The sequence below is a fragment of the Paraburkholderia dinghuensis genome (genome assembly GCF_003837865.1).
Classification (GTDB): domain Bacteria; phylum Pseudomonadota; class Gammaproteobacteria; order Burkholderiales; family Burkholderiaceae; genus Paraburkholderia; species Paraburkholderia dinghuensis.
In genome coordinates, this window is sequence record NZ_RQIS01000018.1 from 48526 (window position 1) to 74917 (window position 26392).

21 protein-coding genes and 1 pseudogene are annotated in these 26392 nt (G+C 64.9%); 15 read left to right on the top strand and 7 right to left on the bottom strand.

The genetic code is table 11. The features are described 5' to 3' along the window. Positions 1-101 precede the first annotated feature (101 nt). Complete coding sequence (locus tag D1Y85_RS21775) at positions 102-1148, top strand: aldo/keto reductase (protein ID WP_124153144.1); 1047 nt, start codon at positions 102-104, stop codon at positions 1146-1148. 63 nt (positions 1149-1211) lie between these two features. Here the strand turns inward: D1Y85_RS21775 and D1Y85_RS21780 are convergent, their stop codons facing one another. Then, positions 1212-1559, bottom strand: coding sequence for a BON domain-containing protein (locus D1Y85_RS21780; RefSeq protein WP_124153145.1), 348 nt, complete (start codon positions 1557-1559; stop codon positions 1212-1214). 338 nt (positions 1560-1897) lie between these two features. Here D1Y85_RS21780 and D1Y85_RS21785 point away from each other — a divergent pair, with 338 nt between their 5' ends. Beyond that, the gene (locus D1Y85_RS21785) at positions 1898-3385 is read left to right on the top strand and encodes an RNA polymerase factor sigma-54 (RefSeq protein ID WP_124153146.1); all 1488 of its coding nucleotides are present in this window, start codon (positions 1898-1900) and stop codon (positions 3383-3385) included. Positions 3386-3773: 388 nt separating this feature from the next. Continuing rightward, positions 3774-4196, top strand: a complete 423-nt coding sequence (locus D1Y85_RS21790) for a transposase (RefSeq protein WP_124153147.1) — start codon at positions 3774-3776, stop codon at positions 4194-4196. Positions 4197-4214: 18 nt separating this feature from the next. Here D1Y85_RS21790 and D1Y85_RS21795 read toward each other — a convergent pair whose 3' ends face one another. Continuing rightward, complete coding sequence (locus tag D1Y85_RS21795; RefSeq protein WP_246025007.1) at positions 4215-5879, bottom strand: bifunctional aminoglycoside phosphotransferase/ATP-binding protein; 1665 nt, start codon at positions 5877-5879, stop codon at positions 4215-4217. 240 nt (positions 5880-6119) lie between these two features. Here D1Y85_RS21795 and D1Y85_RS21800 point away from each other — a divergent pair, with 240 nt between their 5' ends. Continuing rightward, a complete protein-coding gene (locus D1Y85_RS21800) occupies positions 6120-7085 on the top strand; it encodes an acetyltransferase (protein WP_124153149.1) in 966 nt (321 codons plus the stop codon). A 46-nt stretch (positions 7086-7131) separates the two neighbouring features. On the opposite strand, the gene D1Y85_RS21805 is transcribed toward D1Y85_RS21800, so the two are convergent. Further along, entirely contained in the window at positions 7132-9540 is a 2409-nt protein-coding gene (locus D1Y85_RS21805; RefSeq protein WP_124153150.1) for a phosphoketolase family protein, read from the bottom strand. Positions 9541-9895: 355 nt separating this feature from the next. Between D1Y85_RS21805 and D1Y85_RS21810 the strand changes: the two genes are divergently transcribed. The 6 genes from D1Y85_RS21810 to D1Y85_RS21835 all read left to right on the top strand — a co-directional run bounded on the left by D1Y85_RS21810 (position 9896) and on the right by D1Y85_RS21835 (position 16043). Continuing rightward, entirely contained in the window at positions 9896-10882 is a 987-nt protein-coding gene (locus D1Y85_RS21810; protein WP_124153151.1) for a zinc-dependent alcohol dehydrogenase family protein, read from the top strand. A 225-nt stretch (positions 10883-11107) separates the two neighbouring features. Further along, positions 11108-11569, top strand: a complete 462-nt coding sequence (locus tag D1Y85_RS21815; RefSeq protein WP_124153152.1) for a universal stress protein — start codon at positions 11108-11110, stop codon at positions 11567-11569. Positions 11570-12003: 434 nt separating this feature from the next. Further along, a complete protein-coding gene (locus D1Y85_RS21820; RefSeq protein WP_124153153.1) occupies positions 12004-12507 on the top strand; it encodes a hypothetical protein in 504 nt (167 codons plus the stop codon). Next, complete coding sequence (gene phbB / locus D1Y85_RS21825) at positions 12497-13243, top strand: acetoacetyl-CoA reductase (protein WP_124153154.1); 747 nt, start codon at positions 12497-12499, stop codon at positions 13241-13243. The genes D1Y85_RS21820 and phbB overlap by 11 nt, the downstream gene beginning before the upstream one ends. Beyond that, positions 13240-15108, top strand: a complete 1869-nt coding sequence (locus tag D1Y85_RS21830; RefSeq protein WP_124153155.1) for a PHA/PHB synthase family protein — start codon at positions 13240-13242, stop codon at positions 15106-15108. The genes phbB and D1Y85_RS21830 overlap by 4 nt, the downstream gene beginning before the upstream one ends. A 731-nt stretch (positions 15109-15839) precedes the next feature. Then, positions 15840-16043: a hypothetical protein gene (locus D1Y85_RS21835; protein WP_124153156.1), complete on the top strand. Its 204-nt coding sequence runs from the start codon at positions 15840-15842 to the stop codon at positions 16041-16043. A 620-nt stretch (positions 16044-16663) separates the two neighbouring features. Here the strand turns inward: D1Y85_RS21835 and D1Y85_RS27335 are convergent. From D1Y85_RS27335 to D1Y85_RS27720, 3 genes and pseudogenes are all read right to left on the bottom strand, one after another. Beyond that, entirely contained in the window at positions 16664-17071 is a 408-nt protein-coding gene (locus D1Y85_RS27335) for a hypothetical protein (protein ID WP_221410329.1), read from the bottom strand. 687 nt (positions 17072-17758) lie between these two features. Then, positions 17759-18127, bottom strand: a complete 369-nt coding sequence (locus tag D1Y85_RS27715; protein ID WP_246025011.1) for a DUF488 domain-containing protein — start codon at positions 18125-18127, stop codon at positions 17759-17761. 63 nt (positions 18128-18190) lie between these two features. Beyond that, a pseudogene (locus D1Y85_RS27720) lies at positions 18191-18778 on the bottom strand (uracil-DNA glycosylase family protein); the annotation flags it as partial. A gap of 159 nt (positions 18779-18937) precedes the next feature. Here D1Y85_RS27720 and D1Y85_RS21850 point away from each other — a divergent pair. The 4 genes from D1Y85_RS21850 (at position 18938) to D1Y85_RS21865 (ending at position 24335) form a co-directional block, all read left to right on the top strand. Then, positions 18938-19996: a patatin-like phospholipase family protein gene (locus D1Y85_RS21850; protein ID WP_124153158.1), complete on the top strand. Its 1059-nt coding sequence runs from the start codon at positions 18938-18940 to the stop codon at positions 19994-19996. Then, positions 19993-21483, top strand: coding sequence for a GntP family permease (locus tag D1Y85_RS21855; protein WP_124153159.1), 1491 nt, complete (start codon positions 19993-19995; stop codon positions 21481-21483). The genes D1Y85_RS21850 and D1Y85_RS21855 overlap by 4 nt, the downstream gene beginning before the upstream one ends. Positions 21484-21805: 322 nt before the next feature. Continuing rightward, on the top strand, positions 21806-23347 hold the full coding sequence (gene hpnR / locus D1Y85_RS21860; protein ID WP_124153160.1) for a hopanoid C-3 methylase HpnR: 1542 nt from the start codon (positions 21806-21808) through the stop codon (positions 23345-23347). A 283-nt stretch (positions 23348-23630) separates the two neighbouring features. Further along, the gene (locus D1Y85_RS21865; RefSeq protein ID WP_124153161.1) at positions 23631-24335 is read left to right on the top strand and encodes an SDR family NAD(P)-dependent oxidoreductase; all 705 of its coding nucleotides are present in this window, start codon (positions 23631-23633) and stop codon (positions 24333-24335) included. Positions 24336-24413: 78 nt separating this feature from the next. Here the strand turns inward: D1Y85_RS21865 and D1Y85_RS21870 are convergent, their stop codons facing one another. After that, on the bottom strand, positions 24414-24776 hold the full coding sequence (locus tag D1Y85_RS21870) for a hypothetical protein (protein ID WP_124153162.1): 363 nt from the start codon (positions 24774-24776) through the stop codon (positions 24414-24416). Positions 24777-25647: 871 nt separating this feature from the next. Here D1Y85_RS21870 and D1Y85_RS21875 point away from each other — a divergent pair. Beyond that, complete coding sequence (locus D1Y85_RS21875; RefSeq protein ID WP_124153163.1) at positions 25648-26238, top strand: BPSL1445 family SYLF domain-containing lipoprotein; 591 nt, start codon at positions 25648-25650, stop codon at positions 26236-26238. The last annotated feature ends 154 nt before the right edge of the window (positions 26239-26392 follow it).

The window sequence follows — 26392 nt, forward strand, 5'->3', positions numbered from 1 at the left end:
GTGCGTTTGCGTGCCGGGCTCGTTTTCTGCAGCCCCGCGTCGCGAGCGGTATTCTGGACGCGTCGGCTTTTCCCTGCACCTACTTAGGACGGAGTCTAGACATGCGATACAACACCTTGGGCCACACCGGCCTGTTCGTTTCGGAACTTTGCCTTGGCACGATGACGTTCGGTGGCGGGGCCGGTATCTGGTCCCAGATCGGCGACGTTCAGCAGGCCGATGCCGAGCGCCTTATAGGACGCGCCATCGACGCCGGCATCAATTTCATCGATACCGCCGATGTCTATTCGCAGGGCGTGTCCGAGCAAATCACCGGGCAGGCGCTCAGGAACCTGAAGATCCCGCGCGAGCAGGTCGTCATCGCGACAAAGGTATTCGGGCAGATGGGCGACTCGCCCAACGAGACCGGCGCGACGCGCTACCACATCATGAATGGCGTGAAGGCGAGTCTCAAACGTCTGCAACTCGACCACATCGACCTTTACCAGATCCATGGTTTTGACCCGGCGACGCCGATCGAGGAAACCGTGCGCGCCCTCGACGCGCTCGTGCAACAGGGCCATGTGCGCTATGTGGGTGTCTCGAACTGGGCGGCGTGGCAGATCGTGAAGGCGCTTGGCGTGGCTCACCAGCACGGGCTTGCACGCTTTCAGTCTCTGCAGGCGTACTACACGATCGCGGGCCGCGATCTCGAGCGCGAACTCGTGCCGATGCTCAGAAGCGAAGGGCTCGGGCTGATGGTGTGGAGTCCGCTCGCGGGCGGGCTGCTGAGCGGCAAGTACGGTCGCGGCACGGAAGGCGAGGCGGGTAGCCGCCGCACGACGTTCGACTTCCCGCCGGTGAATCGCGAGCGCGCGTGGGACTGTGTGGATGCGATGCGCTCGATTGCAGACAACAAAGGCGTCTCGGTCGCGCAGATCGCACTGGCGTGGCTGTTGCATCAGCCCGTGGTGACGTCGGTGATCGTCGGAGCGAAACGTGTCGATCAGCTCGACGACAACGTGGCCGCGACGAAGGTCCCGCTCTCAGCGGAAGAACTCGCCATCCTCGACGAGGTTAGCCAACTGCCCGCCGAATATCCGGGATGGATGCTAGAGCGCCAGGGTGACCGGCGGCGCGAGCAGATCAGTCAGTCGGAGCGCGGCTGACGGGTTGTGGCGGGCGTCGAGACGCGCTGCGCGTGCATCGCGTCACGTCGCTTCACGCGGCAATCATTCGGACGCGACCTTCAGATGGTTCGTCACCGAGGTCACGCCAGAGACGTTCTGGACAACCTGGGTCGCACTGTCCCGATCCTGGGCGGTCGGCACCGTGCCTGTCAACAAGACGACACCTTCACGCGTCTTCACGTGAATGTGTTCGGACTTCACGGTGTCCGCCGCAAGCAGATCGGCCTTTACCCTGACCGTGATGCTTGCGTCGTCGACGTGCTGGCCGAGCGTCTCGGAGCCGCCCGAGGGCGTAACGGTTCCCGCCGTGTGGGTCTGTGCGCCCGCGGCCAGCGCGAAACTCATGCAGCCGATACCTGCAGCGGTCTTGAACGTCAGTCTGTGCTTCATCGTCGGTTCTCCCTTTCTGGTTCCGCCAGCACAGGAATTCGCAAGCACTGTGCCGCATTGCGCAAAACAGCCGGCGCGCCAGAACGGGCAGCGGAGCCAGGAACGCGATTCGAGCATTGGCGAGTGATCGGGCCAGGACACGACTGCCCCTGAAGGCGACGGCAGAACCGGGCGACAATCTTTCCCGTCGATTGTAAAAACGTCCGGCCGGGTGTCGCGCAGGGGCATCGAAGCGATTACGTCGCAAGTCCCGATCCTGTTTCAAAACAGAGGCTTGTGAAAACTGGCATGAGTGTTGCGTAAATCCATTCGTTACGACCTACACGAACGGAATCGCCATGCCTTCTATCGCGTTACACGCGCGCCAGCAAATTGCGTTGACGCCGCGCCTGCAGCAGGCAGTGCGGCTGTTGCAGCTATCGTCGCTCGAGTTCCAGCAGGAGCTTCGCGAAGCACTCGACACCAATCCGTTCCTCGAATACGTCCCACCCGCCTCGGAAACAGGAGACGCGACGGAAGGCGCGCAAGGCGGGGTGCCGGGCGCTGAAGCCGCTGCGGCGGTGGCACCCGAAGGCACGGTCGAGACGACGGGCGGTGGCATGGATAGCGCAATGGACGACGGCGCGATGCAGCCGGACTCGCCTTCCTGGACTGCGGAAATGTCCGTGTCTGGATTGCTGCGCCCGTCTGCCCATCGCGACGCCGACGACGGCGACTCCGAGGCCTCCGAGTGGGTCCGCGTGCCGGTCTCGTTGCGCGAGCAACTGCACGACGCGCTGCGCCTTCTTCCGCTAGACGACCGCGACCGCATGGCGGCACAACTCGTGATCGAGGCGCTCGATGACGACGGCTACCTGCGCCAGGATCTGGCCGATCTCGCTCACGTCGATGGCGTCGGCTACACGCTCGACGAAGACCGCCTGCGCGTGGCGCTGCGCGTGGTGCAGACGCTCGATCGGCCGGGGATCGGCGCCCGCTCGCTCTCCGAATGTCTTGCGCTGCAACTCGACGCCATGCCCGACCACACTCCCGAGCGCGACCTCGCGCACCGGATCGTCACGGATCATCTCGAACGGCTCGCGCGTCGCGAGAGCGGTGAGTTGCAGCGACAGCTCGGCTGCGACGCGCACGCCCTTCAGGCCGCCTGCGCGCTCGTGCGGCACCTCGATCCCAAGCCGGGGAATCAGTACGGCCGCGCGGACGGCGGCTATGTCGTGCCCGACGTGATCGTGCGTCAGGTGCGCGACCGCTGGGTCGTCAGCGTCAATCCGGCGATCGAGCCGCGCGCCCGCATCCACAAGCTCTACGCGGAGATGTTCGCGCGCTCGGAGCAGACGAGCCGTTCGCCGCTCGCGCAGCAGTTGCAGGAGGCGCGCTGGCTGATCCGCAATGCGCACAAGCGCTGCGAGACGATCTTGCGCGTGGGCGAATGTATCGTCGCGCGGCAGAAGGCGTTCTTTCAGTATGGCGAGATCGCGCTGCGGCCGATGCTGCTGCGCGACGTCGCCGACGAACTGGGCTTGCACGAATCGACGGTTTCGCGCGCAACGGGCAACAAATACATGGCGACGCCGCGCGGCATCTTCGAATTCAAGCGCTTTTTTCCGCGCGAACTGGAGACGCGCACGGGCGGCACCTGCTCGGCAGCGGCGGTGCGCGTGCTCATCAAGGAGATGATCGACGCGGAAGACCCACGCGACCCGCTTTCGGATGTCGTGCTGACGCACGAGCTGGAGAAGCAGGGCGTGCAAGTGGCCCGGCGCACGGTGACGAAGTATCGACAGATGATGAAGCTGCCCGCCGCCGAGATGCGCAAGCAGTTCTGATTCGTTGGCGCGTGGCGCCCAGGTCGTTTTTCCGCGAGGGATTCGTCTTCGACGCTTGCCGGGACGCAGTGGCGGCCAGGCAGCGATCCGGATCCGGAACGTGCGCGTCAAGCGCGCCGCGACCGGCTATCGGCGACGCGGCGTTTAGTGGGCTCCGCGCCGCTCGCTTGCCGCCAATTACACAGCTGGACGAACGCGTTGCCGCCGCCCGTTGCCGCGAGCGGCCTGCGTTCGATCGCGATTTCGCCGAGCGTGACGTCCGAGCGGTCATGAGGTCGCCGCCCCGGAAAGGGTTAGATGATCGGGGCCAGATCGTTTTCAGTGTTGTCTGATGTTTTCTGGCGTGGTAAGGCGGTAACGTAGGACGATTGCTGTCGGTGAAACACTTATGGAAATTCTGACGTCCTCTCGTACCTGCCCGGAACTGACTGAAACACAATGGGAAAGCATTGCGCCTTTGTTTCACGGCGGCCATCCTGAAGCCACGCGGCGTGGCCGTGGCCGGCCGGCGCACAGTGCCCGGTCGGTGTTCGAGGCCATTCACTGGGTGCTGTGGACCGCGTCGGTCTGGGCCGCCTTACCTGAGTGCTATCCCGATTTCCGCACCTGCCACCGGCGCTTCAAGGTCTGGTTCGAAGCCGGGCTCGTGCAGCAAGCCATGGAAACCCTCTACGGCGATGAAGGGCTTGATCTGTGCTCCGCGATGGGCGCGCGTATGCAAGTGTGTCGCCGGGCGCCCGGTTTCAAGCCGCGTTTTCGCACCTCCCCCGGACTTGGCTGGTCCGTCGCGCAGCACGAAGCTGAAAATTGACGAACTGAGGTCAGCAGATCATCCGTCTGCTGACTCTTTTTCGTACAAACTTCCGATCCGGTCGAAAAGCGGCGTCCACCAGGCCGCGGAGGCAAACGTCGCGACCGGCACGTCTGTGTCCAGATCGACCGAAATGCGTTGCTCCGCGGGATCGAGCGGGTCGGCGCTCGCCATCTGCATGGTAAGCACTGCTTCGCCCGCGTCCGACGCGTCGCGTGGTCCGCGAGCACGCGCATTCACGCGTTCGACGAGCCGCGCAGCGTCGGCGTAAAAGTGGAGGATCAGGACCGGCACACCCAGCCGTTCACCGAGCGCAATGAAGCGCGCGCGATACGCGGACTTCAGGAACGTCGCATCCACGAGCGCGGTATAGCCCGCACCGAGCACACCGGCGGTCAGCGCGGCGATCCGGTCGTAATGGGCCGCGATGGCTTCGGGCGTGTAGGCGCTGGCCGGTAACGCCTCCAGGTCGGGCGGGGCGAACGGTCGCGTGCGCTTGCGTTCGGTATCGCTCGCGATGCGTATCGCGCCGGTTTGCTCGGCCAGTGCCCGACTGGCCACCGACTTTCCCGACCCCGACAAGCCGTGGCACAGCAGCAGCGAAGGCGTGCGGTTGCGTGGTGTTTTCGCGGCCAGTTGGAGATACGGCGTCCAGGCTCCGTCCTGCGGTGCCGCAGTCGGCGAGCGCGGCGGCCCCGCCTTGAGCAGCGCCACCATCGCCCGAACGAGCGCCCGGTACACCACATACAGCGGTAGCGCGGCCAGTCCGTCGAAGTCGCCGGTCACCTCCAGGTAGCGCGCCAGCAACCGGTTAGCGTGGCGGACGTGTCCGTGCGCGCGCAAGTCCATTAGCAGGAACGCGAGGTCGGCGGTGACGTCGATCCAGCGCAGCTCGTCGCTGAATTCGATGCAGTCGAACATCAGCGTTGTGCTTGCGTGGCGCAGGAGGTTGTCGAGGTGAAGGTCGCCGTGACACGCACGCACGAAGCCTTGTGCGCGGCGTGCGTCGAGATGGGCGGTCAGGCGCTCGAGTTCGCTTTCGCAGTAACGCCGCAGTCCCGCGGCTTGCACAGCCGCAGCCGTGCGCGGATCGTGTTCGAGAGGCGCAAGCGCCGCCAGCACCTGGTCGCGCAGCAACGCCGCCGTCCCAAGCCTTGTACCTTCAATAACGAGCCGCTGCGCATGGATGTGGCTCGCGGCAAGCTTCTGCGCGGCAGCGTCGATGTCGGCGTCGTCAAGTTCGCCATGCGCGACAAGGCTCGAAAAAAGCTGGCGCTGTCCGAAGCGCCGCATGCGTACTGCGTAGTCGATCACGCGTGCACCGCCTTTTCTCCGACCGAAGCGGCATCGTCCTGAATCGATTGAAATCGGGTTCACGTCGAGATAGATGGGGCCTGCGAACGGCCGGTTGAGCCGGATCTCGGCTTCGCAGCAACGGCGGCGCGCATCGAGCGAGGTGAAGTCGACGAAACCGAAATTGACCGGCTTCATGATCTTGTATGCATGGCGTCCGGCCAGATAGACCACCGATATATGCGTTTCGATGCGCACGACGCGGCCCGCCGGATGCGGATAGGTGGCGGCCCGCCGCAGCGCGGCATCGATCGTGCGGCTATGGCGCCGGGCCGCGCGCAGGCGCTTGCCTTCGTGACATGAGACTGTGGGAAGGGGCGTGTCGGACATAAACCGATACGGAAGAGGATGTGATGTCCGAGCATACACGGCAGCATGGGAGACCGGCGCGAGCGCGTGAGTTTGGCATGGCGCCGCGCAAAAGATGTGCGACCTTGCCCGACACTCGTACGGATGTACGGCAGCGGGCCGCAGATTGACCGAAATGCCGTGCGCGGACATTGGTACTTTGTCCGAATGGCCTATGGTGCGCGATACTGTGTTGTTTCGTTGAACTCAAACTGACAGAACATGGCGCATTTCGACGTATTCAACGGCGACGCGGACGGCCTCTGCGCGCTGCATCAACTGCGGCTGGCAAGGCCGCGTGAGGCCACGCTGATCACGGGCGTCAAGCGGGATACCGAACTCATCGCGCGCGTTCCCGCGAGTCAAGGCGATTCTCTGACAGTGCTCGACATCTCGTTCGACTCCAATCGCGACGCGCTCACGAGGCTGCTCAAAAAGGACATCCAGATCGAGTATTTCGACCATCACTACGCGGGTGATCTGCCGCAGACCACGAACCTGGTTGCGCATATCGATACAACTGCGGAGGTCTGCACGAGCGTACTGGTCGACCGGCATCTGGGCGGCCGTTACCGCACGTGGGCGATCACGGCAGCGTGGGGCGACAACCTCGGCGCGACGGCGCACTCGCTCGCGACGCAGGCCGGACTCACCCAGGCGCAGGAGGATCAGTTGCGCGCACTGGGCGAGTCGATCAACTACAACGCCTACGGCGACGACATCGCCGATCTCATGATCGCGCCGCACGCGCTCTATGAGCGGCTCAAGCCCTACGCCGATCCGTTCGACTTCATCGCGGCAGAGCCCATCGTCCAGCGTCTGGCTGAATGCCGCGAGGACGATCTCAGGCTCGCGAAGACGATTACCCCGCTGATCGCACTGCAATATGGCAGCGTTTTCGTGCTGCCCGACGAACCATGGACACGTCGTGTGCGCGGCCTGTTCGGCAACGTGCTGGCGAACGAGGAGCCCACGCGCGCGCACGCCGTGCTGACCACGAACCCGGACGGCAGCTATGCCGTGAGCGTGCGGGCACCGCTCGCGAGCCCGCGTGGCGCGGACGAGCTATGCCGTGGATTCCCGGGCGGCAACGGCCGCGTGGGCGCGGCGGGGATCAACTGTCTCGCGCACGACCGGATCGACACCTTCGTGACGGCGTTCGCGCGCGTGTTCGGACGCCGGCGCTAAGCGCCGCCGCCGCTCCCCTGCATTTCCCCGCGCATTGCCTTATCCGTTAGCCGTGTTCGGGCTGGGCGTCACCGCGCCCCCCAGACCAGCGCCAGTTGCGGATCTCGGGCATGTCGTCGCCGTAGGTGTCGACGTAGCGGCGGTGCTCCGCGAGTTTGTCGTGCAGCGTCTGCCGCACGTGGGCCGCGCGCTGCGAGAGCCCCTCGACGTGATCGATCACCGCCTCGCACAGGTGGTAGCGGTCGAGCCGGTTCAGCACGGTCATGTCGAACGGCGTGGTCGTCGTGCCTTCCTCGATGAAGCCGTGCACGTGGATGTTCGCGTGGTTCGCGCGCTTGTACGTGAGTTTGTGGATCAGCGTCGGATAGCTGTGATGCGCGAAGATGACCGGGCGGTTCGTCGTGAAGAGCGAGTTGAAGTCGGCGTCGGAGAGACCGTGCGGGTGGCGGTCGGCGGGTTCGAGCGTCATCAGGTCCACCACGTTCACCACGCGTACCTTCAGGTCGGGCAGCCACGTGCGCAGCAGGTCGACGGCGGCGATCGTCTCGAGCGTCGGCACGTCGCCGGCGCAGGCCATCACGACGTCGGGCTCGCCGCCTTCGTCGTTGCTCGCCCAGCGCCAGATGCCGATGCCGTGCGCGCAATGGCGGATGGCCGCTTCCATGTCGAGCCACTGTGCCTGAGGCTGCTTGCCCGCGACGATGATGTTGATGCGGTTCCACGTGCGCATAACGTGGTCGGTCACGACGAGCAGCGTGTTGGCGTCGGGCGGCAGGTAGACGCGCACGGTGTCGGCCTTCTTGTTCACCGCGTAATCGATGAAGCCCGGGTCCTGGTGGCTGAAGCCGTTATGGTCCTGGCGCCACACGTGTGACGTGAGCAGATAGTTCAGCGACGGCAGCGGCCTTCGCCACGGAATCTCGCGGATCACTTTCAACCATTTCGCATGCTGGTTGAACATCGAATCGATGATGTGGATGAACGCCTCGTAGCACGACATGAAGCCGTGACGGCCCGTCAGCAGATAGCCTTCGAGCCAGCCCTGGCAGGTGTGCTCGCTGAGGATTTCCATCACGCGGCCGTCGCGCGCGAGCTGGACGTCTTCGGGAAGCATCTGCGCGAGCCACGTGCGCGACGTCAGCTCGAACACATCGGACCAGCGGTTCGATGCCGTTTCGTCGGGGCCGAAGATGCGGAAATTGCGCGACGGCAGATTCACGCGCATCACCTCGCGCAGGAACGCGCCCATTACGCGCGTCGCCTCGGCGTTGACGAGGCCCGGCGCGGGGACGTCGACGGCGTGGCGCTCGAACGGCGGCACGCGCAATTCGCGCACACGGCCGCCGCCGTTCGAGTGCGGGTTCGCGCTCATGCGTCGCTCGCCATGCGGCGACAGCGCCGCGATCTCGGGCAGGAGCCGGCCATGGGCGTCGAACAGTTCTTCGGGGCGGTAGCTGCGCATCCAGCTTTCGAGCAGCGCCAGGTGCTCGGGATTGTCCATGTTGCCGAAAGGCACCTGGTGCGAACGCCACGATCCCTCGGTCTTGAGGCCGTCGACGGTCTTCGGTCCAGTCCAGCCTTTCGGCGTGCGCAGCACGATCATCGGCCAGCGCGGGCGCGCCGTTTCGCCTTCCTCGCGGGCGGCGCGCTGGATGCGCCGGATGTCGTCGAAAACCTGATCGAATGCGGAGGCCATCAGCGCGTGCATGACGGCCGGATCGTCGCCTTCGACAAACACTGGCTCGTAGCCGTAGCCGCGCATCAGCGAGGCCAGTTCGTCGTCGCCGATGCGCGCAAGCACGGTCGGCCCGGCGATCTTGTAGCCGTTCAGATGCAGGATCGGCAGCACGGCCCCATCCGTCACCGGATTCAGGAACTTGTTCGAATGCCACGCGGTGGCCAGAGGTCCGGTTTCGGCTTCACCGTCGCCGATCACACACGCCACGATCAGATCGGGATTGTCGAACGCAGCGCCATACGCGTGCGAGAGCGCGTAACCCAGTTCGCCGCCTTCGTGGATCGAGCCCGGCGTTTGCGGCGCGACGTGACTCGGTATGCCGCCGGGAAAGCTGAACTGCTTGAAGAGGGCCGCCATCCCTTCCTCGTCCTGCGGCACGTTGGGCCAGGTTTCGCTGTAGGTGCCCTCGAGCCAGGTGTTCGCCACGACCGCCGGGCCGCCGTGACCCGGGCCGGCGAGAAAGAGCAGCTCGAGATCGCGCTCGTTGATGATGCGGTTCAAGTGCGTATAGAGGAAGTTCAGCCCCGGGGTGGTGCCCCAGTGTCCGAGCAGGCGCGGCTTCACGTGCGCGAGCTGCAGCGGCTCGCGCAAGAGTGGATTCGCGAGCAGATAGATCTGGCCGACTGACAGGTAATTGGCCGCGCGCCACCAGGCATCCATGCGGCGCAGCAGATTTTCGGAGACGGGCGGGCGAGGGGCGGGACTGGCTTGGCTCATGCGGTGCTCCAGTTGCGCGGCAGACGGTGGACCGGCCGAGGCGGGAGTCGTGCGCGTGCCTCACGGTGACCAGGCGTCTGCGGGTTGGATATTCTTGGTGTCACGCAATGGTGCCACGATTGACAGAGGATGTGCGCCTGCAGCAAAGGCGGCAGTGCTTGAGCAGTTCTTTCGCGAAGGTCGCGGCACCCTGTGCAAATCCCGCTCATGCGCTTCTGGATGCGCGATGAGCTTCGCGCCCCGTGCGCCACCATGCCGCACGGGGCGCAAAGGTCGCGATGCAGGCGCCGACCGCGTAACATGCTTCGTGCGGGCGCGGCGGCACGCGTGGCGCACCATCACGAGGAGGCAGGTAATGCGAGCGATGCTGTTCGATGGCGCGAGCCCGCTGCTGCGCGAGGTCGAACTGCCCGACCCCGTGCCGGGCGAGGGTGAACTGCTGATCGACGTGCGGGCTTGCGGCGTGTGCCGCACCGATCTGCATGTCGTCGACGGCGACCTGAAGCATCCGAAAACGCCTGTGATTCCGGGCCACGAAATCGTCGGAACGGTTGCCGCGATCGGGCGCGGCGTGACCGGCTTCGAACCCGGCGACCGCGTGGGCGTACCGTGGCTGGGCCACACTTGCGGCCATTGCCGGTTCTGCCTGCGCGGGCGCGAAAATCTTTGCGACACGCCCGGTTTCACCGGCTACACGATCGACGGTGGCTATGCGGAACGCACGCTCGCCGACGCCCGATACTGCTTGCACCTGCCGCGCCAGTACAGCGATGTCGAAGCGGCTCCGCTTCTGTGCGCGGGCCTGATCGGATATCGCACCCTTGCGATGGCGGGCGATGCCGAGCGCATCGGCATCTACGGTTTCGGCGCGGCGGCGCATATCGTCGCGCAGGTCGCGCGGCATCAGGGACGCACGGTCTACGCGTTCACCCGTCCCGGCGATGTCCCCGCACAGCAGTTTGCACGGCGCCTCGGCGCGGTATGGACCGGCGGCAGCGACGAGCCGCCACCGGAGGCGCTCGACGCCGCGCTTCTCTTCGCACCGGTCGGCGCGCTCGTGCCTTTGGCGCTGCGGGCCGTGACGAAGGGTGGGACGGTCGTCTGCGGCGGCATCCACATGAGCGACATCCCTGCGTTTCCCTATGCCTGGCTGTGGGAGGAGCGGCGCATTATGTCCGTGGCGAATCTCACGCGCGAGGACGGCGCCGCGTTTATGGAGATCGCCGCGCGTCACAAGCTGGAAATCGATACGACTGCTTATCCGCTCGCGCGCGCTAACGAGGCGCTGACCGATTTGCGCGAAGGGCGGCTCACGGGAGCGGCCGTGTTGACGATGCGTTGAACGTGTGCGCTGATGGCTGCGTTCGCGGTGCACCGTGGCAATGCATCGCACTGACGCCCTGGCGCATCCATACCCCAATACAATGAAGTGGTTCTAACGGCGCGGACGGCGAGTTCAGTCCGCGCATCACGCAACGGCCGGCAGGCCGTCGCGCGCGGCCCGAGGCGGTGCGTTCACGCCCGGGCGCTTGCGCGACGCATCATGGGCGACGCCCAGGAGGTGAGAATGTACAAGCAGATTCTGGTGGCGATCGATGGCAGCCAAAGTGGCCGGCGCGCACTCGACGAAGCTGTAAAGATCGCGAAAGCAACAGGTGGCCGCGTACAGGCGCTGTACGTTGTGCAACATCCCGCGCGGCTCGTCGACGTCAGCTCGGGTTTTGCCGAGGAACAGACGCGCGAATCTCCGGCGAGCGACGTGGCCACCGCGGCGCTGCAGGAAGCGAAAGCGGTGTTCGCGCGCGAGGGCGTCACGGGCAGCATACGCGCGGCCGAGTCGAGCGGCGAGGAAATCGCCGCAGTGATCTATCGCATCGCGGCCGAAGACGATGCCGATCTCGTCGTGATGGGCACGCGGGGGCTCTCGGGGGTGAAGCGCCTGCTGCTCGGAAGCGTGGCGGAGTCGTTCCTGCGCACGGCGGACCGCCCGGTCATGCTCGTGCGCAGCGAGGAGCCAAACGGCGCGTGAGTGCGCATGGCACTTCGTGAAGCGCTTCGTGCGCGTGCGGCCACTTTCGGAAAGCCCGTCGCAAAATTAGCGCGCGAGCAGTGCAGAAAAGCAACTCGCGCCGCTCTCATATCTCAATAAATGATCTGGATCAGCCGGCGCTCGCACATTCGCGGCGCGCCGGTCGATCTTCCTGCCTATGATGGTGACGTGATCAGGCGTCTTCGAACCTGCTGCACTCCGAACCATCGTCGATACGCAATTCCATCCGCGATGTGCAAGCCGCTGTGATCCACCTTGCATCACGCAGATCGCGCTTCACGTCGCGCCGCTCGCGGCCCGCCCTCTGGCGTACCTGATGCGGCCCCGCAGCCCATCTGCGTTCACGTTTCACTGCCGGACTGGCGCCGTATCCAGCGCAGTCCAGACACAGCAACCACGTGAGGGCACTGAACATGGTCACCGCATCCAATCCATCGTTCGACGCATGCCGCGTCAACGCCAGCAATGCGCTCCAGATGATGAAGCACAGTCAACAGTGGCGCGAACAGCTTCTGAAGCTGGAGCAGCATCGTCTCGAACGCGATCGGGCCGCGCTCGAAGGCGCGCTTGAGACGTTGAGCCACGCGCAAGACTGGAGTGATCTCGCGGTGGCAAGCCAGTCGGTGCTGCGCGACTACCTCAGCGAGAGTGCGGCGATCTGGCAGGAAGGCGTGGCCGCCGCGATGCAGGGCGCGGGCGCGTGGACCGATACGGCACGCGACATCGCGCAGAACTGGCAGGACTCGCTGCCGGGGTTGCAGCCGGGAGCGGCGACGGCATCGGCGCTGCCGATGCGCGAATGGATGGCGGCCTTCGAGCGCGCGGTAAGCGGGGCGAGCCCGAACGGCACGGCCGGGGCGGCGAGCGGCGCGGGCAAACATTCAGCGCACGCGCAAGGAGGCCAGCATGACCGCTAAGCGAATCGCGTTCGTGACAGGTGGCATGGGCGGCCTCGGTGAGGCGATCAGCCGGCGGCTTTACGACGCCGGCATGACGGTGGTGGTGTCGCGCTCGATCGGGAGCAAGCGGGCGGCTGGCTGGCTCGACGCGGAGCGCGCGGCGGGCCGTTACTTTGAATCTTACGAAATGGACGTCGCCGACTACGACGCGTGCCACCGCACCGCCGAGCGCGTGCTTGGCGAACTCGGTCAGGTGGATGTGCTCGTGAACAATGCGGGCATCACCTGTGACCGCTCGTTCGTAAAGATGACGAAAGTCGACTGGGACGCCGTGCTGCGCACCGACCTCGACGCGGTCTTCAACGTGACGAAGCCGTTCGTGCCCGGCATGATCGAGCGCGGGTTCGGACGGGTCGTGAACATCGGCTCGGTGAACGGTTCGCGTGGCGCGTTCGGACAGACGAATTACTCCGCCGCGAAGGCGGGGCTGCATGGTTTCACGAAAGCGCTTGCGCTCGAAGTGGCAAAGAAGGGCGTGACGGTGAACACGGTGTCGCCGGGTTATCTCGCGACGCAGATGGTCGAGGCGGTGCCGAAGGACGTCATGGACACGCGCATCCTGCCGCAGATTCCGGTGGGCCGGCTCGGTCGTCCCGACGAGATCGCGGCGCTCGTGGCGTTCCTGTGCTCCGACGAAGCCGCGTTCATCACCGGCGCCGATATCGCCATCAACGGTGGGATGCATATGCAATGAAGCCGGCGACGAAGCGTCCAACGACCAGACGCGCGAGGCCAGAAGCACGGCACGGGGATGCCGCGTTGCAGGCGTCGGGCAGGATCGACATCGTAGAAGGGACGGCGCCCGCGAAGTCGCACGCGATGGTGTCGCAGTCCGAGCCGGCCAGCGCCGTCGGCCTGCACGGCGATCCGCTCGATCTCGTTGCGCATGCGGGTGTCGCCGCGCTGACGGGGGGGCTTTCTCCCGTCTCGGCCACGCTGGCGTGTCTCGACTGGGGCATGCATCTCGCGATCTCGCCCGGCAAGTGTCTCGACCTCGGCATGCGTGCCTGGCAAGATGCGGTCAGTGCCTGGGGCGCCGCGGTTCCTGCTGCGGCGACGTCGGCGGGAGATGTACCGGACGCGCCCGCGGCCGATCCGCGCTTTGCAGCTCCGTCGTGGTCCGTACGGCCGTTCAGCGCTTATCGGGACGTTTTCCTGCGCATGCAGGCGTGGTGGCAGGACGCGACGACCGGCGTCGCGGGCGTCGAGCGCCATCATGCCGACATCGTGCGTTTCATGGCGCGCCAGTGGATCGACGCGTGCTCGCCGGGTAATTTCATTGCGACCAATCCGGTCGTGCTCGAAGCGACGTTGAAGAGCGGCGGTGCGAACTTCGTCCAGGGATGGAAGCACTGGATGGAGGACTACGCCATCGTGACGAAGTCCATGGGCGGGGCGCCTGTGCACGCCCGGCTCGCGTACCAACCCGGCAAGGATGTCGCCGTGACGCCGGGCAAGATCGTGTGGCGCAACGCGCTGTGCGAACTGCTCCAGTACGATCCGGCGACACCTGCGGTCGCGCGCGAACCCGTGTTCGTCGTGCCGTCGTGGATCATGAAGTACTACATTCTCGATCTCCAGCCGCACAACTCGCTGATCCGCTATCTGGTGGAGCAGGGCTTTACGGTGTTCGCGCTGTCCTGGCATAACCCGCAGGCATCGGCGCGCAATCTCGGCCTGAACGATTACCTGCGCGCCATGCAGGATGCGCTCGATGTCGCCCGCGCCCGATGCGGCGGCGAAGCGGCGCACGCTGTGGGGTATTGCCTCGGCGGCACACTGCTCGCGATCGCGGCTGCGGCCCTCGCGCGCGACGGCAACGCTGGCACGCTGCGCTCGATCTCGCTGATCGCCGCACAAACCGATTTCAGCGAACCGGGCGAACTCGGCATTTTCATCGACGCAAGCGAACTGGCCGCGCTCGACGCGCTCATGTGGCGTCAGGGTTATCTCGATGGCTCGCAGATGGCCGCGACGTTCCAGTTGCTCAATGCGCGAGATCTCGTGTGGTCGAGAATGATGAGCGAGTACCTGCTCGGCCGCCGCTCGACGGCGAACGATCTGATGTCGTGGAATGCGGACACGACGCGCATGCCGTATCGCATGCACATCGAGTATCTGAACGACCTGTTTCTCCATAACGATCTCGCCGAGGGGCGCTATTGCGTGGACGGCGAACCCGTTGCGCTCTCGGGTATCGAGCAGCCGATGTTCGTCGTCGGCACGGAGCGCGATCACGTTTCGCCGTGGCGATCGGTCTACAAGCTGCTGCTCTATACGCACAACCCGCTGACTTTCCTGCTGACGTCGGGTGGCCATAACGCGGGCATCGTATCGGAGCCCGGGCATCCGCGGCGGCACTACCGCTGCGCCATTCGTGAGCCGGGTACGGCGTATAGGGGGCCGGACGCATTCTTCGATAGCACGCCGACCACCGAAGGATCGTGGTGGCCGTGCTTTTCGGCGTGGTTGCACGAACAGTCGAGCGGTGATGTGAGGGCGCGCGTGGTGACTGGTGGGCTTGAAGATGCGCCTGGTGTCTACATTTTCGAACCGTGAGCGGTGAGCCGTGGGACGTGTCGGCGCTGGGCTCCGGCGAAAATGACTGGTTTGCACTGCGCGTGTCAAAACCCTGAGCCTGACCGAACGGGTTTCATATTTGCACCGGAACACTCGCGATGACCGTCACGTACCTGCATGGCGGCGAAATCGAGTGTGCGCAGGAGATGCGCCAGGCCTTCGCTGTTCATGCATAGCCGACAACTGTCGAATTAGAAGGAATCCGAAGGAATTGCGGTTCGTGTTCGCAATCAAGTAGCCCTCCAATGTGGCTATGCAATGAGAGTGCAGCGGCCATAATTTGCTGTCTTCGGATGTCGACCGTAAAAGGGAACAAATTTATCCGCGGAAGGAAGATGGGAACTCAAGTTCATACGGTGCAGGCCGGTAGGTCGATGTGCGTCACCACTTGCGGATCTCCACGCGCAACAAAGAATAGATCTGGTACCGCTGCGCCCGCCGTATGGAAGGCCGTCACCTAAAATCAATAAGGAATCCATATTTATACGAAGTGTTCTGATGGGGCCAGAGTTTCGCGGTAGATCCCGTGGGACGACGGTTACGTGGGAGCGATCATGACGGCATGAAACCTGCGCAAGTTCACGCAGTAATACGGACGATGGGGCCGGTGAGGTGCGCGCTCGTAACATCGCGAAACACGACTGTAGCGAAAATGTACGATTCGCCCGTTATGCTGTGTAGCACCAGACGTTTTGGACAGGAGAGATTCGATGCTCAGTCACCACGAACTGGCGGCGCTGATGCTGGTCCGCGATGCGCAGACGCCGTTACAGACGCTTGACTCCGACTTTCTTGCATTGCAGCGCTATGAACTCATAGAGATGGACAAGCGCGGCAGCGATGTGTCACTGCGGCTTACGACGCGCGGCCATGAATTGCTGAGACGCCTTGGACGTGATGGGGACGTAGAGTAAGGGTTGCTTGCATCGGGGCAGCGAAGGAGGGGTGTAATGCCTCAGACATCGGGCACTACGCACGTCACACGCGCGTAACAAAGAGTGACGCCTTTTGCTTTACAGTCCGACCCCCGTTCAACTCTATAGCGTTGCCGTTTCAAGAGTCAAAGCACGAGAGCCCTACTCAATCCCGTTGTCCCTATTTCCGCGTTGATCTGCAGCGCCGCTATTCGCTCTTGCCTCGCCATATCGCACCGTTAGTCGTGTCGCTGACCATTAGCGTTCTGTGCGCGTTGGTCATCGCTGAACGCGGTCAGCAACACCGGAACGCCGCCGCATTTAACGGCATTTTTTTGATGGTGAATGGGTAGAGGTTCCGGATATACGGACGGTGCGACTCCGGGGAAACGAGCGCGGTCGTTTCGTCAGGCTGTAAGGCAGCACATAAACGCATTAGAAATTGCATGCCGCCAAGGCGACGTTTGACGGCATGCTGTCCGATCTTGTGTCGTTGTGAGCTTCGCGCGAGTACGTGCGGCACTGGCCTGCACGCGTCGCATCGAATCGCGCTGTGATGCGCCGCGGTCGAGACACCGACGTGAATCCAGGCGGCATCGGCTATCGGTTGTGAGGTGCCTCTATGGCGCGCGGCAAGCGGCGCGCCGTGACGCACCGCCGGATGTATCAACTGCCGCCACCGCCACCGCGGGGCGGTCGGGTTCCGCCGCCACCACCACCACCTCCTCCTCCACCCCCACCGCTTGAGCCACCGCCAGCACCGGGTGGGCGATTGCCACCACCCGGTCGACCACCACCAGCACCGGGGGGGCGATTACCACCACCCGGCCGACCTCCACCGGCACCACCACCACCCGGCGGCCGACCTCCACCGGCACCGGAACTACCACCACCCGGCGGCCGACCTCCGCCTGCACCAGGACCACCACCACCCGGTGGCCGGCCTCCGCCGGCACCTGGACCACCGCCGCCGGGGCGATTGGGAGGTCGCGCGCCAGGGCCGGGCCTGTGAGGTGGCCTGCCAGCAACCGGCGGTCGAACGGGACGCGGCGGCGGACGCCGCGTCCAGCGCGCCTGGTTGCTGAACCAGGGCCGGTCGCGATAGAAGTTGCCCCAATACGCGCCGAGCGAGAACGTCACGACAGGCAGGCCGATCGCGGCGCCGTAGGTCACAAGCGGCACCGATCTACCCTGCCAAGGAGAGGTCAGGAAGTCGCCCCAGACCCAGCCCCGCAGGTTACCCAGGCTCACGTCGCACCAGCTGAAGCCCGCAAGACACCCCATCACCAGAACCGACACGCCGCCAGGTACCTGCGCGACGATAGGGTAGTCGCCGGACGGCCCGGCATAGAAGTTCACCGTCATGGTCGTGAACGCCTGGGTCTGCGCCTCTGCCGGGGGCGGCGCCGCGAGGCCCCCGACGAGCACGGCGAACACGACACCCATGAGTTGCTTGCGCATCGCACCTCCTCCTTGCAAGGGGATCGACCAATGATCATCGCGCGATTTGGCACTACGGTACGGTAGCAGATAGCCCAGTTCAGACGCTCCCGCGCGTGTAACCGTGTATTTCGCGCGCGTGGCGTGCGCGCCATCATGGGCGATTGCGTGACGACGCTCCTGTTCTCGGGCCTCGTGTTCGTCGCCGGGATATATCTGTTCTGCTTCCCACATGCCCGGCCCGTTCGACCGGGCATGCGGCGTGCGATGCGGCGTTATTTGCGCTTCAGCTTTCTTATCAGATAGTCGCGCAGCACGATCGCGTGATTATGCTCGGCGTCGCGCGAACCATAGAGCAGGGCAACAGGGCCGTTTTCGCATGCTTGCGCGAGCGGCGCCCAGGTGGCTGGATTCGCGTCGAGTTCGGCGACGTAACGCTGCCCGAACTCGTCCCACTGCGACAGATCCTTGTGATACCACTGACGCAATGCCGCGCTAGGCGCGGCGTCCTTGAGCCATTCGACCTGGGCGAGCGCTTCCTTGCGGATTCCGCGCGGCCACAGCCGGTCGACGAGGAAGCACGCGTGATCGCCGGTGGGCGGCGGTTCGTAGACGCGCTGGATATCGATCGTTGGCTTGCTCATCTCGGGGTCTCCCTTGTGTCGTCGCGCGGCACGCTGTCGAGTCGTTGCCGGTGCCGCTGGTGCCGCAAGCGCCACCGCGACGCGTTCGCGAAGCGCAGGCAGCACGTCGTGCTCGAACCACGCGTGACGCATGAGCCACGGCAGATTGCGCGGCGATGGATGGGGTAGTGGCAGATAGTCGGGTGCGTAGTCGCGCCAGGCTTTGACGGTCTCGGTGAGCGAGCCACGGCGCCGCTCGCCGAGAAAATGGCGCTGCGCATATTGTCCGACCAGTAGCGTAAGCCGCACGTCGGGCAACTGTGCGAGCAGACGTGCGTGCCAGCGCGGTGCGCATTCGGGGCGTGGCGGGTTGTCGCCGCTCGCGCCTCGGCCCGGGTAGCAGAAACCCATCGGCACGAGGGCGACTTTCGATGCGTCGTAGAACGTCTCGCGATCGATGCCGAGCCATGCGCGCAGGCGCTCGCCGCTCACGTCGTCCCAGGGCACACCCGATGCGTGGACCTTCGCACCCGGCGCCTGCCCGACGATCAAAAGGCGCGCATGCGAACCGGCCTGGACCACGGGGCGCGGACCGAGCGGCAGCGCGTCGGCGCACACGCGGCAGGCGCGTATTTCCGCAAGCAAATGGGGTAGCGTTTGAGTGGAGGGCACGGTGGGCGGGCCGTAATCGTGGCGACACTGAATGCCGTCGAGTCTACCAAACGCGATGGCACGCGGCGGCGCACGACGATTCGATGGCGTCGCACCTCGGCGAACCAGTTCCGGTTTTTCCTGTACCCTCGTGCATGGTCGAGCTTTCACGGAGCCGCCATGCCCGCCGAATCAGATACGACGTCCGGCACGATCCGTACCGAACCGCTGCAAGTCGATCTCGCGTTACAAGGCGGCGGCTCGCACGGCGCCTATACGTGGGGTGTGCTGGACCGGCTTCTCGAAGAGCCGTGGCTGCAGATCGAGGGGATTTCGGGCACGTCGGCGGGTGCGATGAATGCGGCGGTGCTGGTGAGCGGGTACGTCGAAGGAGGCGCCGAGGGTGCACGCGTCGCGCTCGAACGCTTCTGGCACCGCGTGGCCAGCGCCGCACGCTTCAGCCCGTTCAGGCGGGGTCTCTTCGACGCGATGCTCGGACGCTGGACGCTCGATCATTCGCCGGTCTATCTCGCGTTCGACGTGATGGCGCGCGTCGTTTCCCCTTACGACATGAATCCCGGCAGCATCAATCCGCTGCGCACGATCCTCGCGGACACGATCGACTTCGCTGCTGTGCGCGATGCGCAAATCAAACTCTTCATCACGGCGACGCGCGTGCGCAACGGTCAGGCACGCGTGTTCCGCAATGCCGACCTCACGCCCGACGCGCTGCTCGCATCCGCCTGTCTGCCGACGATGTTCCAGGCTGTCGAGATCGACGGCGAGGCCTATTGGGACGGTGGCTACGCAGGTAACCCGACCATCACGCCGCTCGTGCGCGAGACCGCGGCGCTCGATACGATCCTCGTGCAGGTGAATCCCGTCGACCGGCCGGGCACGCCGCGTTCGGCGCGCGAGATCATCAACCGCGTCAACGAGATCGCGTTTAATTCGCCGCTGCTCAAGGAGCTGCGCATGATCGCGCTGCTGCACCAGATGGCCGATGGAGGCAGCCCCGAAGGCCGTCACTGGGCGACGATGCGCATGCACCGTATCCAGAGCGACAAGCTGCTCACGCTGGGTTCGTCGTCGAAGCTCAACGCAGAATGGACATTCCTCACGATGTTGCGCGATGAGGGCCGGCACGTCGCGGATGCGTTTCTCGCGCAGCATGGCGCGAGTCTCGGCGTGGCGTCGTCGTTCGATATTGGCGCGCTGCTCGAAGGAATGCTTCAATGAGCGCGCTCGCGCTCGTGATTGGCCTTGGGGGCATGCTCGCGAGCCTCGGCCTGCTCATCTGGCTCGCGTATCGCGGCTGGAGCGTGCTGCTACTCGCGCCGCTGTGCGCGATGCTCGCGGCGCTCATCTCAGGCGAACCGGTGCTTGCGCACTGGACGCAGACTTTCATGGGCAGCACCGGCCGCTTCCTGGCGCAGTTCTTTCCGCTCTTTCTGCTCGGTTCGCTGTTCGGCAAGCTGATGGAGGACAGTGGCTCAGTCGATGCCGTCGCGCAGTTCATGATCGACAAGCTCGGCTCGCGTCATGCGCTCGTGGCCGTCGTGCTGGGCGGCGCACTCGTCACGTACGGCGGCGTGAGCCTCTTCGTCGCGTTCTTTGTGCTCGCGCCGATGGCGCAATCGCTCTTTCGGTCGGCCAATCTGCCGCGACGCCTGATGCCCGCCGCCATCATGCTCGGCACCGCGACGTTCACGATGTCCGCGCTGCCCGGCACGCCTGCGCTCCAGAACGCGATTCCCATGCCGTTTTTCGGCACCACGCCATTCGCCGCGCCGGGGCTCGGCGTGATCGCGAGCGCGGTGATGGCGGGCTTCGGACTCTGGTGGCTCGGGCGCGTAGCCGCGGCGGCGCGACGCAATGGCGAGGGTTTCGTCGAACCTCCCGGCGGCGGCGCGTCGGACCAGCAGGGCGGCAAGTCGGCGCTCGTGCGCGAACGGGCGAGCGTCGCGCAAACCTTCGATCCCGCCGAGATCGGCAGCAGCGCTGAAACGCCAACCCGCGCCGGGCTGCCGCCGCCGTTCATCGCGCTCGCACCGCTGGTCGTCGTGGTCGCCATGAACTTCGTGATGAACGTCGCGGTGTTTCCGCGCATCGATGCCGCTTATCTCGCCGAGCCGCGTTGGGGCGAGACGACGCTGTCGTCCGTGGCGGGTGTGTGGGGCGTATCGGTGGCGCTTGCAATCGGCATCGTCGTGCTCGTCGCGCTGAACCGGCAGCGGCTCGTTGCGTTGCGCGAAAGCGTCGACGCCGGCGCGAATGCCTCCGTGCTACCGGTGCTGAGCGTCGGCAGCCTCGTCGGCTATGGCGCGGTGATCGCCGCGCTGCCCGCGTTCGAGGTGGTGCGGGACTGGGTGCTCGGCCTCGGCGGCGGACCCCTCGTGTCGCTCGCCGTCGCGACGAACCTGCTCTCCGGATTGACCGGCTCGGCGTCCGGTGGACTGACCATCGCTCTCGACGCGCTCGGCGATACTTACATGCAACTCGCAGCCCAGCATCATATCGACCCCGCGTTAATGCATCGCGTAGCGGTGATGTCTGCGGGCACGCTCGACAGCCTGCCCCACAACGGTGCCATCGTCACGCTGCTGGCCGTTTGCGGCTCGACGCACCGCGAGAGCTATCGCGACCTCGTGGTGGTCAGCATCGCCGGTGCGTTGATCGCGCTCGTCGTCGTGATCGTGCTGGGGACGTTATTCGGCAGTTTCTGATGCGTGGTGCGGTTTGCGCATGTCGCCGCGCGCGAGCAGCGTCGGGCGAACGCGCGTAGACTCGCCCGGAGCAGCGGAGCAGCGGAGCAGGGCACGCTCCTTGCGAAACGCTCGGGTGTGCCGTACGCGATGCTCGCTCGCGCACGCACGATATGACAACCGTGTATGACACGCGAGTGTTCGGCCCACCTCGCCGGTCTGTCGCGAAGGCCCGCTTTCAGGCAATGACGGGCAATACCAGGTAACATCAGGCAATTTCGGGTAAGGCTAGGCAGTGGGCCACGGCATGCGGCGTCAGGCTGGCGCGTCGCAAGGAGGCGTCATGAGATTGCTTGCTGTCCATCCGAGCGGTCTGATGTACACGCGCGTGTTCCTGCGGCTGGAGCCGCTCGGTCTGGAATCGGTTGCCGGCGTTGCGCGCGCTGCCGGCCACGATGTGCGTTTGCTCGACCTGCAGGTTCAAACGCACCGCGACCTGATGCGCCTCGTACGCGCCTGGCAGCCCGAGGCGCTTTGCTTTTCGGGTAACTACCTCGCGAATATCCCCGAGATCATCGACCTTTCGAAGGCGGTGAAAACGGCTTTGCCATCCTGCTTCGTGTTCGTGGGTGGCCATAGCGTCTCCTTCACCGCCGGCGAGCTGCTGCGTCATGCGGAAGGCGCCATCGACTGCGTGCTGCGCGGTGAGGGCGAAGCCTCGATTGCCGCGCTGCTGGAGGCAGTCGGCGGCGGTGACCTGCTCGCGGTACCGGGCGTCGTGACGCGCGATGGCTCAGGGCCGCCGCCGGGTTTCCTCGAGCATCTCGACTCGGTGCAGCCCGCGCGCGACCTGTTGCGGCATCGTCGCAAGTACTTCATCGGTACGCTGGATCCGTGTGCGTCCATCGAATTCGCGCGCGGTTGTCCGTGGGATTGCACGTTCTGCAGCGCGTGGACCTTCTATGGCCGCAGCTATCGCACGCGCAGCCCCGAAGTGGTGGTCGAGGAACTCGCGGCGTTGCGCGAACCGGGCGTATTCATCGTCGACGATGTGGCTTTCGTGCACGCCGAGCACGGCATGGCGATCGGCGAGGCGATCCAGCGGCGCGGTATCAACAAGGAGTACTACCTGGAGACGCGCGGCGACGTGCTACTGCGCAACAAGGAAGTATTCGCGCTGTGGCAGAGGCTTGGCCTCAGGTACATGTTCCTCGGCCTCGAGGCGATCGACGAGGAAGGACTCAAGATGTTCCGCAAGCGCGTGAGCCTCGATCGCAATTTCGAGGCGCTGGAATTTGCGCGCTCGCTAGGCATCACGGTCGCGATCAACCTGATCGCCGATCCCGACTGGGATCACGATCGTTTCGAGACGATTCGAAAGTGGTGCATGGAAATTCCCGAGATCGTCAATATCAGCGTGAATACGCCGTATCCGGGCACCGAAAGCTGGCAGCGCGAATCGCGCCGCCTCACCAGCCTCGATTACCGGCTCTACGACATCCAGCACGCGGTGGTGCCGACGAAGCTCCCGCTGCCCGAGTTTTACGCGGAACTCGTGCGGACACAGCAAGTGCTCAACCGCAAACATATGGGCTGGGGCGCGTTGCGCCGCGCGTCCGGGGTGGCTGCGCGGCTGCTGATGCACGGGCAGATCAACTTCGTACGCATGTTGTGGCGGTTCAATTCCGTCTTCGATCCACGCCTGCAACTGGCCGATCACGAGCGCGAAGTGCGCTACGAGATGGCGCCGCCTCCGGCGACGGGCAGCGAGCGGCGCGTCGATATGAAGACGATCTATATTCATGGCCCGGCCGGACGCAGCAGCCGCAAGATCGACGATGCCACCGAGTCGTTCGTCGACGAAACGCGCACGGGCACGGGCTGAGTCATGCGATGGTGTGAACGCCGACGCCGGAGCGCAGCGATGACACGAGGTGTCGGGCGAGAACGGCATGGCGATCGCCTTCGCGCGCGTCACGTGTCCAGAGTCGCGTGCCTCGGCGCGAATTGTCGCGGCGCACCGGTCGTGTTCTAGCGGCGGTTCAGGGGGCACCGATTTAGCGCTGCCGCTAAGGCTTCGCGCGATTGAAGTTGGCCGTGCGCTCGCTTTACGTGCGCGCGTAGGGCGGCGACCGGCCGCTGCAAAAACGTGAACGGAATCGACACGTATGGAAACCGGAATCGACGGAAAAGTGGTTGCGATCACGGGCGGATTCGGCAGCCTCGGCATGGCGACGGCCGCGTTGCTAATCGAGCGTGGCGCGCGCGTCGCGCTGATTGGCCGAGGTGCCGTGCCCGACCCACTGCCGACGGGTGTCGCGGATGCGTTGAACCTGGGCGGCGTCGATCTTTCCGACCTGCACGCAGCGCAGCAGGCGATGAACGCAATCAACGACCGCCTTGGCCGGCTCGACGCGGTGCTCAACATGGCGGGCGCGTTCCGGTGGGAGACCGTCGCTGACGGCGACCCCGCAACCTGGGATCTCATGTTCGCGGTGAACGTGAAGACGGCGCTCAATGCTTCGAAGGCTGCTTTGCCGCATCTCTTACGCGCCGGTGCGGGACGCATCGTCAATCTCGGCGCCGGCGCGGCGCTCAAGGCCGGTCTCGGGATGGGGGCGTATGCAGCATCGAAGTCGGGTGTGGCGCGGCTCACCGAGGCACTAGCCGAGGAACTGAAAGACCAGGGTGTGACCGTCAACGCGATTCTGCCGAGCATTATCGACACGCCGCAAAATCGCAGGGACATGCCCGACGCGGACTTCACGCGCTGGGTTCAGCCGCGCGAGATCGCGGCACTGATCGCATATCTGCTTTCCGCTGATGCGCAGGCGATTACGGGTGCGTCGATTCCGGTGAACGGACGCGTATGAACCGGGGGCGTTCGGCCTGAAGCGCGCGACATCAGGCGCGCCAAAACACGTGCGGTAGTAGGGCGACCTGGGGCGTGCTCAACGCGAGTGCCCGCCGCCGCCCATACCACCCATACCACCCATGCCGCCGGTGTGACCCATGTTGCCGTCTGGCCAGAATCCGCCTCCGTGCCCACCACCGCCATGCATGCCTCCACCGTGCCCATGACCGTCATGGTGATGCCCGTCGTGGTGAAAGAAGCAGCAGCCACCACCACCGCCGAAGAACCCTATGGATGCGTAACCCGGGTAATAGTCATAGGCGTAGGGGTACGGATAGTACGGATAGGCGTATCCATATCCATAGCCGTAGTAGTCGTAGTAATCGTAGCCCGGGTAGGGTGCGACTGCGCAGGCGGCCAGAACGGCCGCTGCGCCGAGTGCCGAAATTAGCCGCAACACGATTTTCTCCGTCTGATACTGCTTTGAAACCGAAGTGCGGGGTCGGGTTCAAACGCAATTGTGTCTACTGGTTACCGGCTCGACAGACCGCCGGTAGCGAGTGACACGTGCCATCAGGACACGGACATCTTCGTCACGCGGTGTACGCGTGGAACCGCGCAGTCACCGCGTGACGAAGCGCGGTGTCGCGATCGCACAGAGTCCGGACCAGACCCCGCACTGATCGATTGACTAAGGATGACGAAATAATGATCCACGTTCAGATGGATTGTATGAAGCCGTCCGCGAAAGGGCACCGTAGCCTTCGTATCGGCTGTTGTGCTCTGCGTGTTCTGAGTAGTGAACGATTCTGACCGCGCATTTATTTCGGATCGCACGGGAAATATAAGGACGAGGATCGACCCGCCGCGACTCAATAGTCGCCCGCACGTCACGGTGCCAGCCGGCGTGCCAGATAGTGCGGATCAGGTCGTCGCGCACCGGCGTCGGCAGACGGCAAGGGTGCCCGGAGCGGGCTTTGCCGTGGCGTCGAGGCGCTGAAAGGCGGGTTTCCAGAAAAGTGCCGCGGCTGGGGACATGCAGCAGGTTCTTCGACGTACCGCGTTCAATGGGGACGGTGGATTTGCCGCATCGGGTCTGCAACACGCGGGTGAACTTGATCTGGAACCTATTGTCGTATAAGGGCAGGGAATGGCAGGCATGGCCGCAGGAACGCCACAAACTGTTTGGATACATCTGGTAACGGTGGAATCTGCAACCGCACGGCCGCACACGGTATCCTGTCTCTATTTTCCGTGCGCGGGCGCTCGCTGTTACCGGTCGTCAGGATTCGTGCACGGACACTTGAAGGTCCATATCTACAGGAGCACTCATGCGCCGACGTCAGTTTCTCATCAGTTCCAGTACCGCACTCGCTGCCGGTAGCCTCGCGCTGGCCGGTTGCACGACAACGCCGCTCGGCGGCGGCGATTCCGCCACTCAGAACGCGGCGAAGCGCGCTTCCATCGATGCGGATGTCGACGCCGCGCTCGCGCGTCTCTACGGGAAGGTCAACGGGTCGCGCGAACTGCTGTCGAAGGCAAGCGGCGTGCTTGTGTTCCCGTCCGTGCTTTCGGCGGGTTTCTGGATCGGAGGACAGTACGGCACGGGCGCGATGCGCGTGAATGGCCGCACGACCGGTTACTACAGCACCGTGGCCGGGTCGTTCGGTCTTCAGATTGGCGCGCAATCGAAGACGCTCGTCTTCGCGTTCATGAACCAGCACGCGCTCGACGAGTTCCTCACCAGCCAGGGCTGGGCGGCAGGCGCCGACGCGACCGTCGCGGTCGTCACGGTCGGGGCGAACGGCAACATCGATACCTCGACCGCCATGAGTCCGGTCGAAGCGTTCGTGCTGACCAACGCCGGTTTGATGGCCGGTGTGTCGCTCGAAGGCGTCAAGGTCTCGCGCCTCGTCATCTGACGCGTCGGCACGATCCGGCACGACGCGGCCCGATACGTCGGGCTGCAGCAAATTGCTTCTCCCGCGCGCATTCGTGCGCGGTTCGCCGCATCGCCCCGCGTCATGGGGCGAGCGCGACGCGCTTTCGTGACATTCCCCGTACACGCATGAATAT

Bases quoted from the DNA above. Each gene is read 5' to 3' on its own strand.
- D1Y85_RS21785 (WP_124153146.1), top strand. From the start codon at position 1,898: ATGCCTTCTATCGCGTTACACGCGCGCCAGCAAATTGCGTTGACGCCG.
- D1Y85_RS21850 (WP_124153158.1), top strand. From the start codon at position 18,938: ATGCCCGCCGAATCAGATACGACGTCCGGCACGATCCGTACCGAACCG.
- D1Y85_RS21800 (WP_124153149.1), top strand. From the start codon at position 6,120: ATGGCGCATTTCGACGTATTCAACGGCGACGCGGACGGCCTCTGCGCG.
- phbB (WP_124153154.1), top strand. From the start codon at position 12,497: ATGACCGCTAAGCGAATCGCGTTCGTGACAGGTGGCATGGGCGGCCTC.
- D1Y85_RS21795 (WP_246025007.1), bottom strand. From the start codon at position 5,879: ATGTCCGACACGCCCCTTCCCACAGTCTCATGTCACGAAGGCAAGCGC.
- D1Y85_RS21820 (WP_124153153.1), top strand. From the start codon at position 12,004: ATGGTCACCGCATCCAATCCATCGTTCGACGCATGCCGCGTCAACGCC.
- D1Y85_RS21815 (WP_124153152.1), top strand. From the start codon at position 11,108: ATGTACAAGCAGATTCTGGTGGCGATCGATGGCAGCCAAAGTGGCCGG.
- D1Y85_RS21780 (WP_124153145.1), bottom strand. From the start codon at position 1,559: ATGAAGCACAGACTGACGTTCAAGACCGCTGCAGGTATCGGCTGCATG.
- D1Y85_RS21855 (WP_124153159.1), top strand. From the start codon at position 19,993: ATGAGCGCGCTCGCGCTCGTGATTGGCCTTGGGGGCATGCTCGCGAGC.
- D1Y85_RS27715 (WP_246025011.1), bottom strand. From the start codon at position 18,127: ATGAGCAAGCCAACGATCGATATCCAGCGCGTCTACGAACCGCCGCCC.
- D1Y85_RS21835 (WP_124153156.1), top strand. From the start codon at position 15,840: ATGCTCAGTCACCACGAACTGGCGGCGCTGATGCTGGTCCGCGATGCG.
- D1Y85_RS21810 (WP_124153151.1), top strand. From the start codon at position 9,896: ATGCGAGCGATGCTGTTCGATGGCGCGAGCCCGCTGCTGCGCGAGGTC.
- D1Y85_RS21875 (WP_124153163.1), top strand. From the start codon at position 25,648: ATGCGCCGACGTCAGTTTCTCATCAGTTCCAGTACCGCACTCGCTGCC.
- hpnR (WP_124153160.1), top strand. From the start codon at position 21,806: ATGAGATTGCTTGCTGTCCATCCGAGCGGTCTGATGTACACGCGCGTG.
- D1Y85_RS21790 (WP_124153147.1), top strand. From the start codon at position 3,774: ATGGAAATTCTGACGTCCTCTCGTACCTGCCCGGAACTGACTGAAACA.
- D1Y85_RS21775 (WP_124153144.1), top strand. From the start codon at position 102: ATGCGATACAACACCTTGGGCCACACCGGCCTGTTCGTTTCGGAACTT.
- D1Y85_RS21865 (WP_124153161.1), top strand. From the start codon at position 23,631: ATGGAAACCGGAATCGACGGAAAAGTGGTTGCGATCACGGGCGGATTC.
- D1Y85_RS21805 (WP_124153150.1), bottom strand. From the start codon at position 9,540: ATGAGCCAAGCCAGTCCCGCCCCTCGCCCGCCCGTCTCCGAAAATCTG.
- D1Y85_RS21830 (WP_124153155.1), top strand. From the start codon at position 13,240: ATGAAGCCGGCGACGAAGCGTCCAACGACCAGACGCGCGAGGCCAGAA.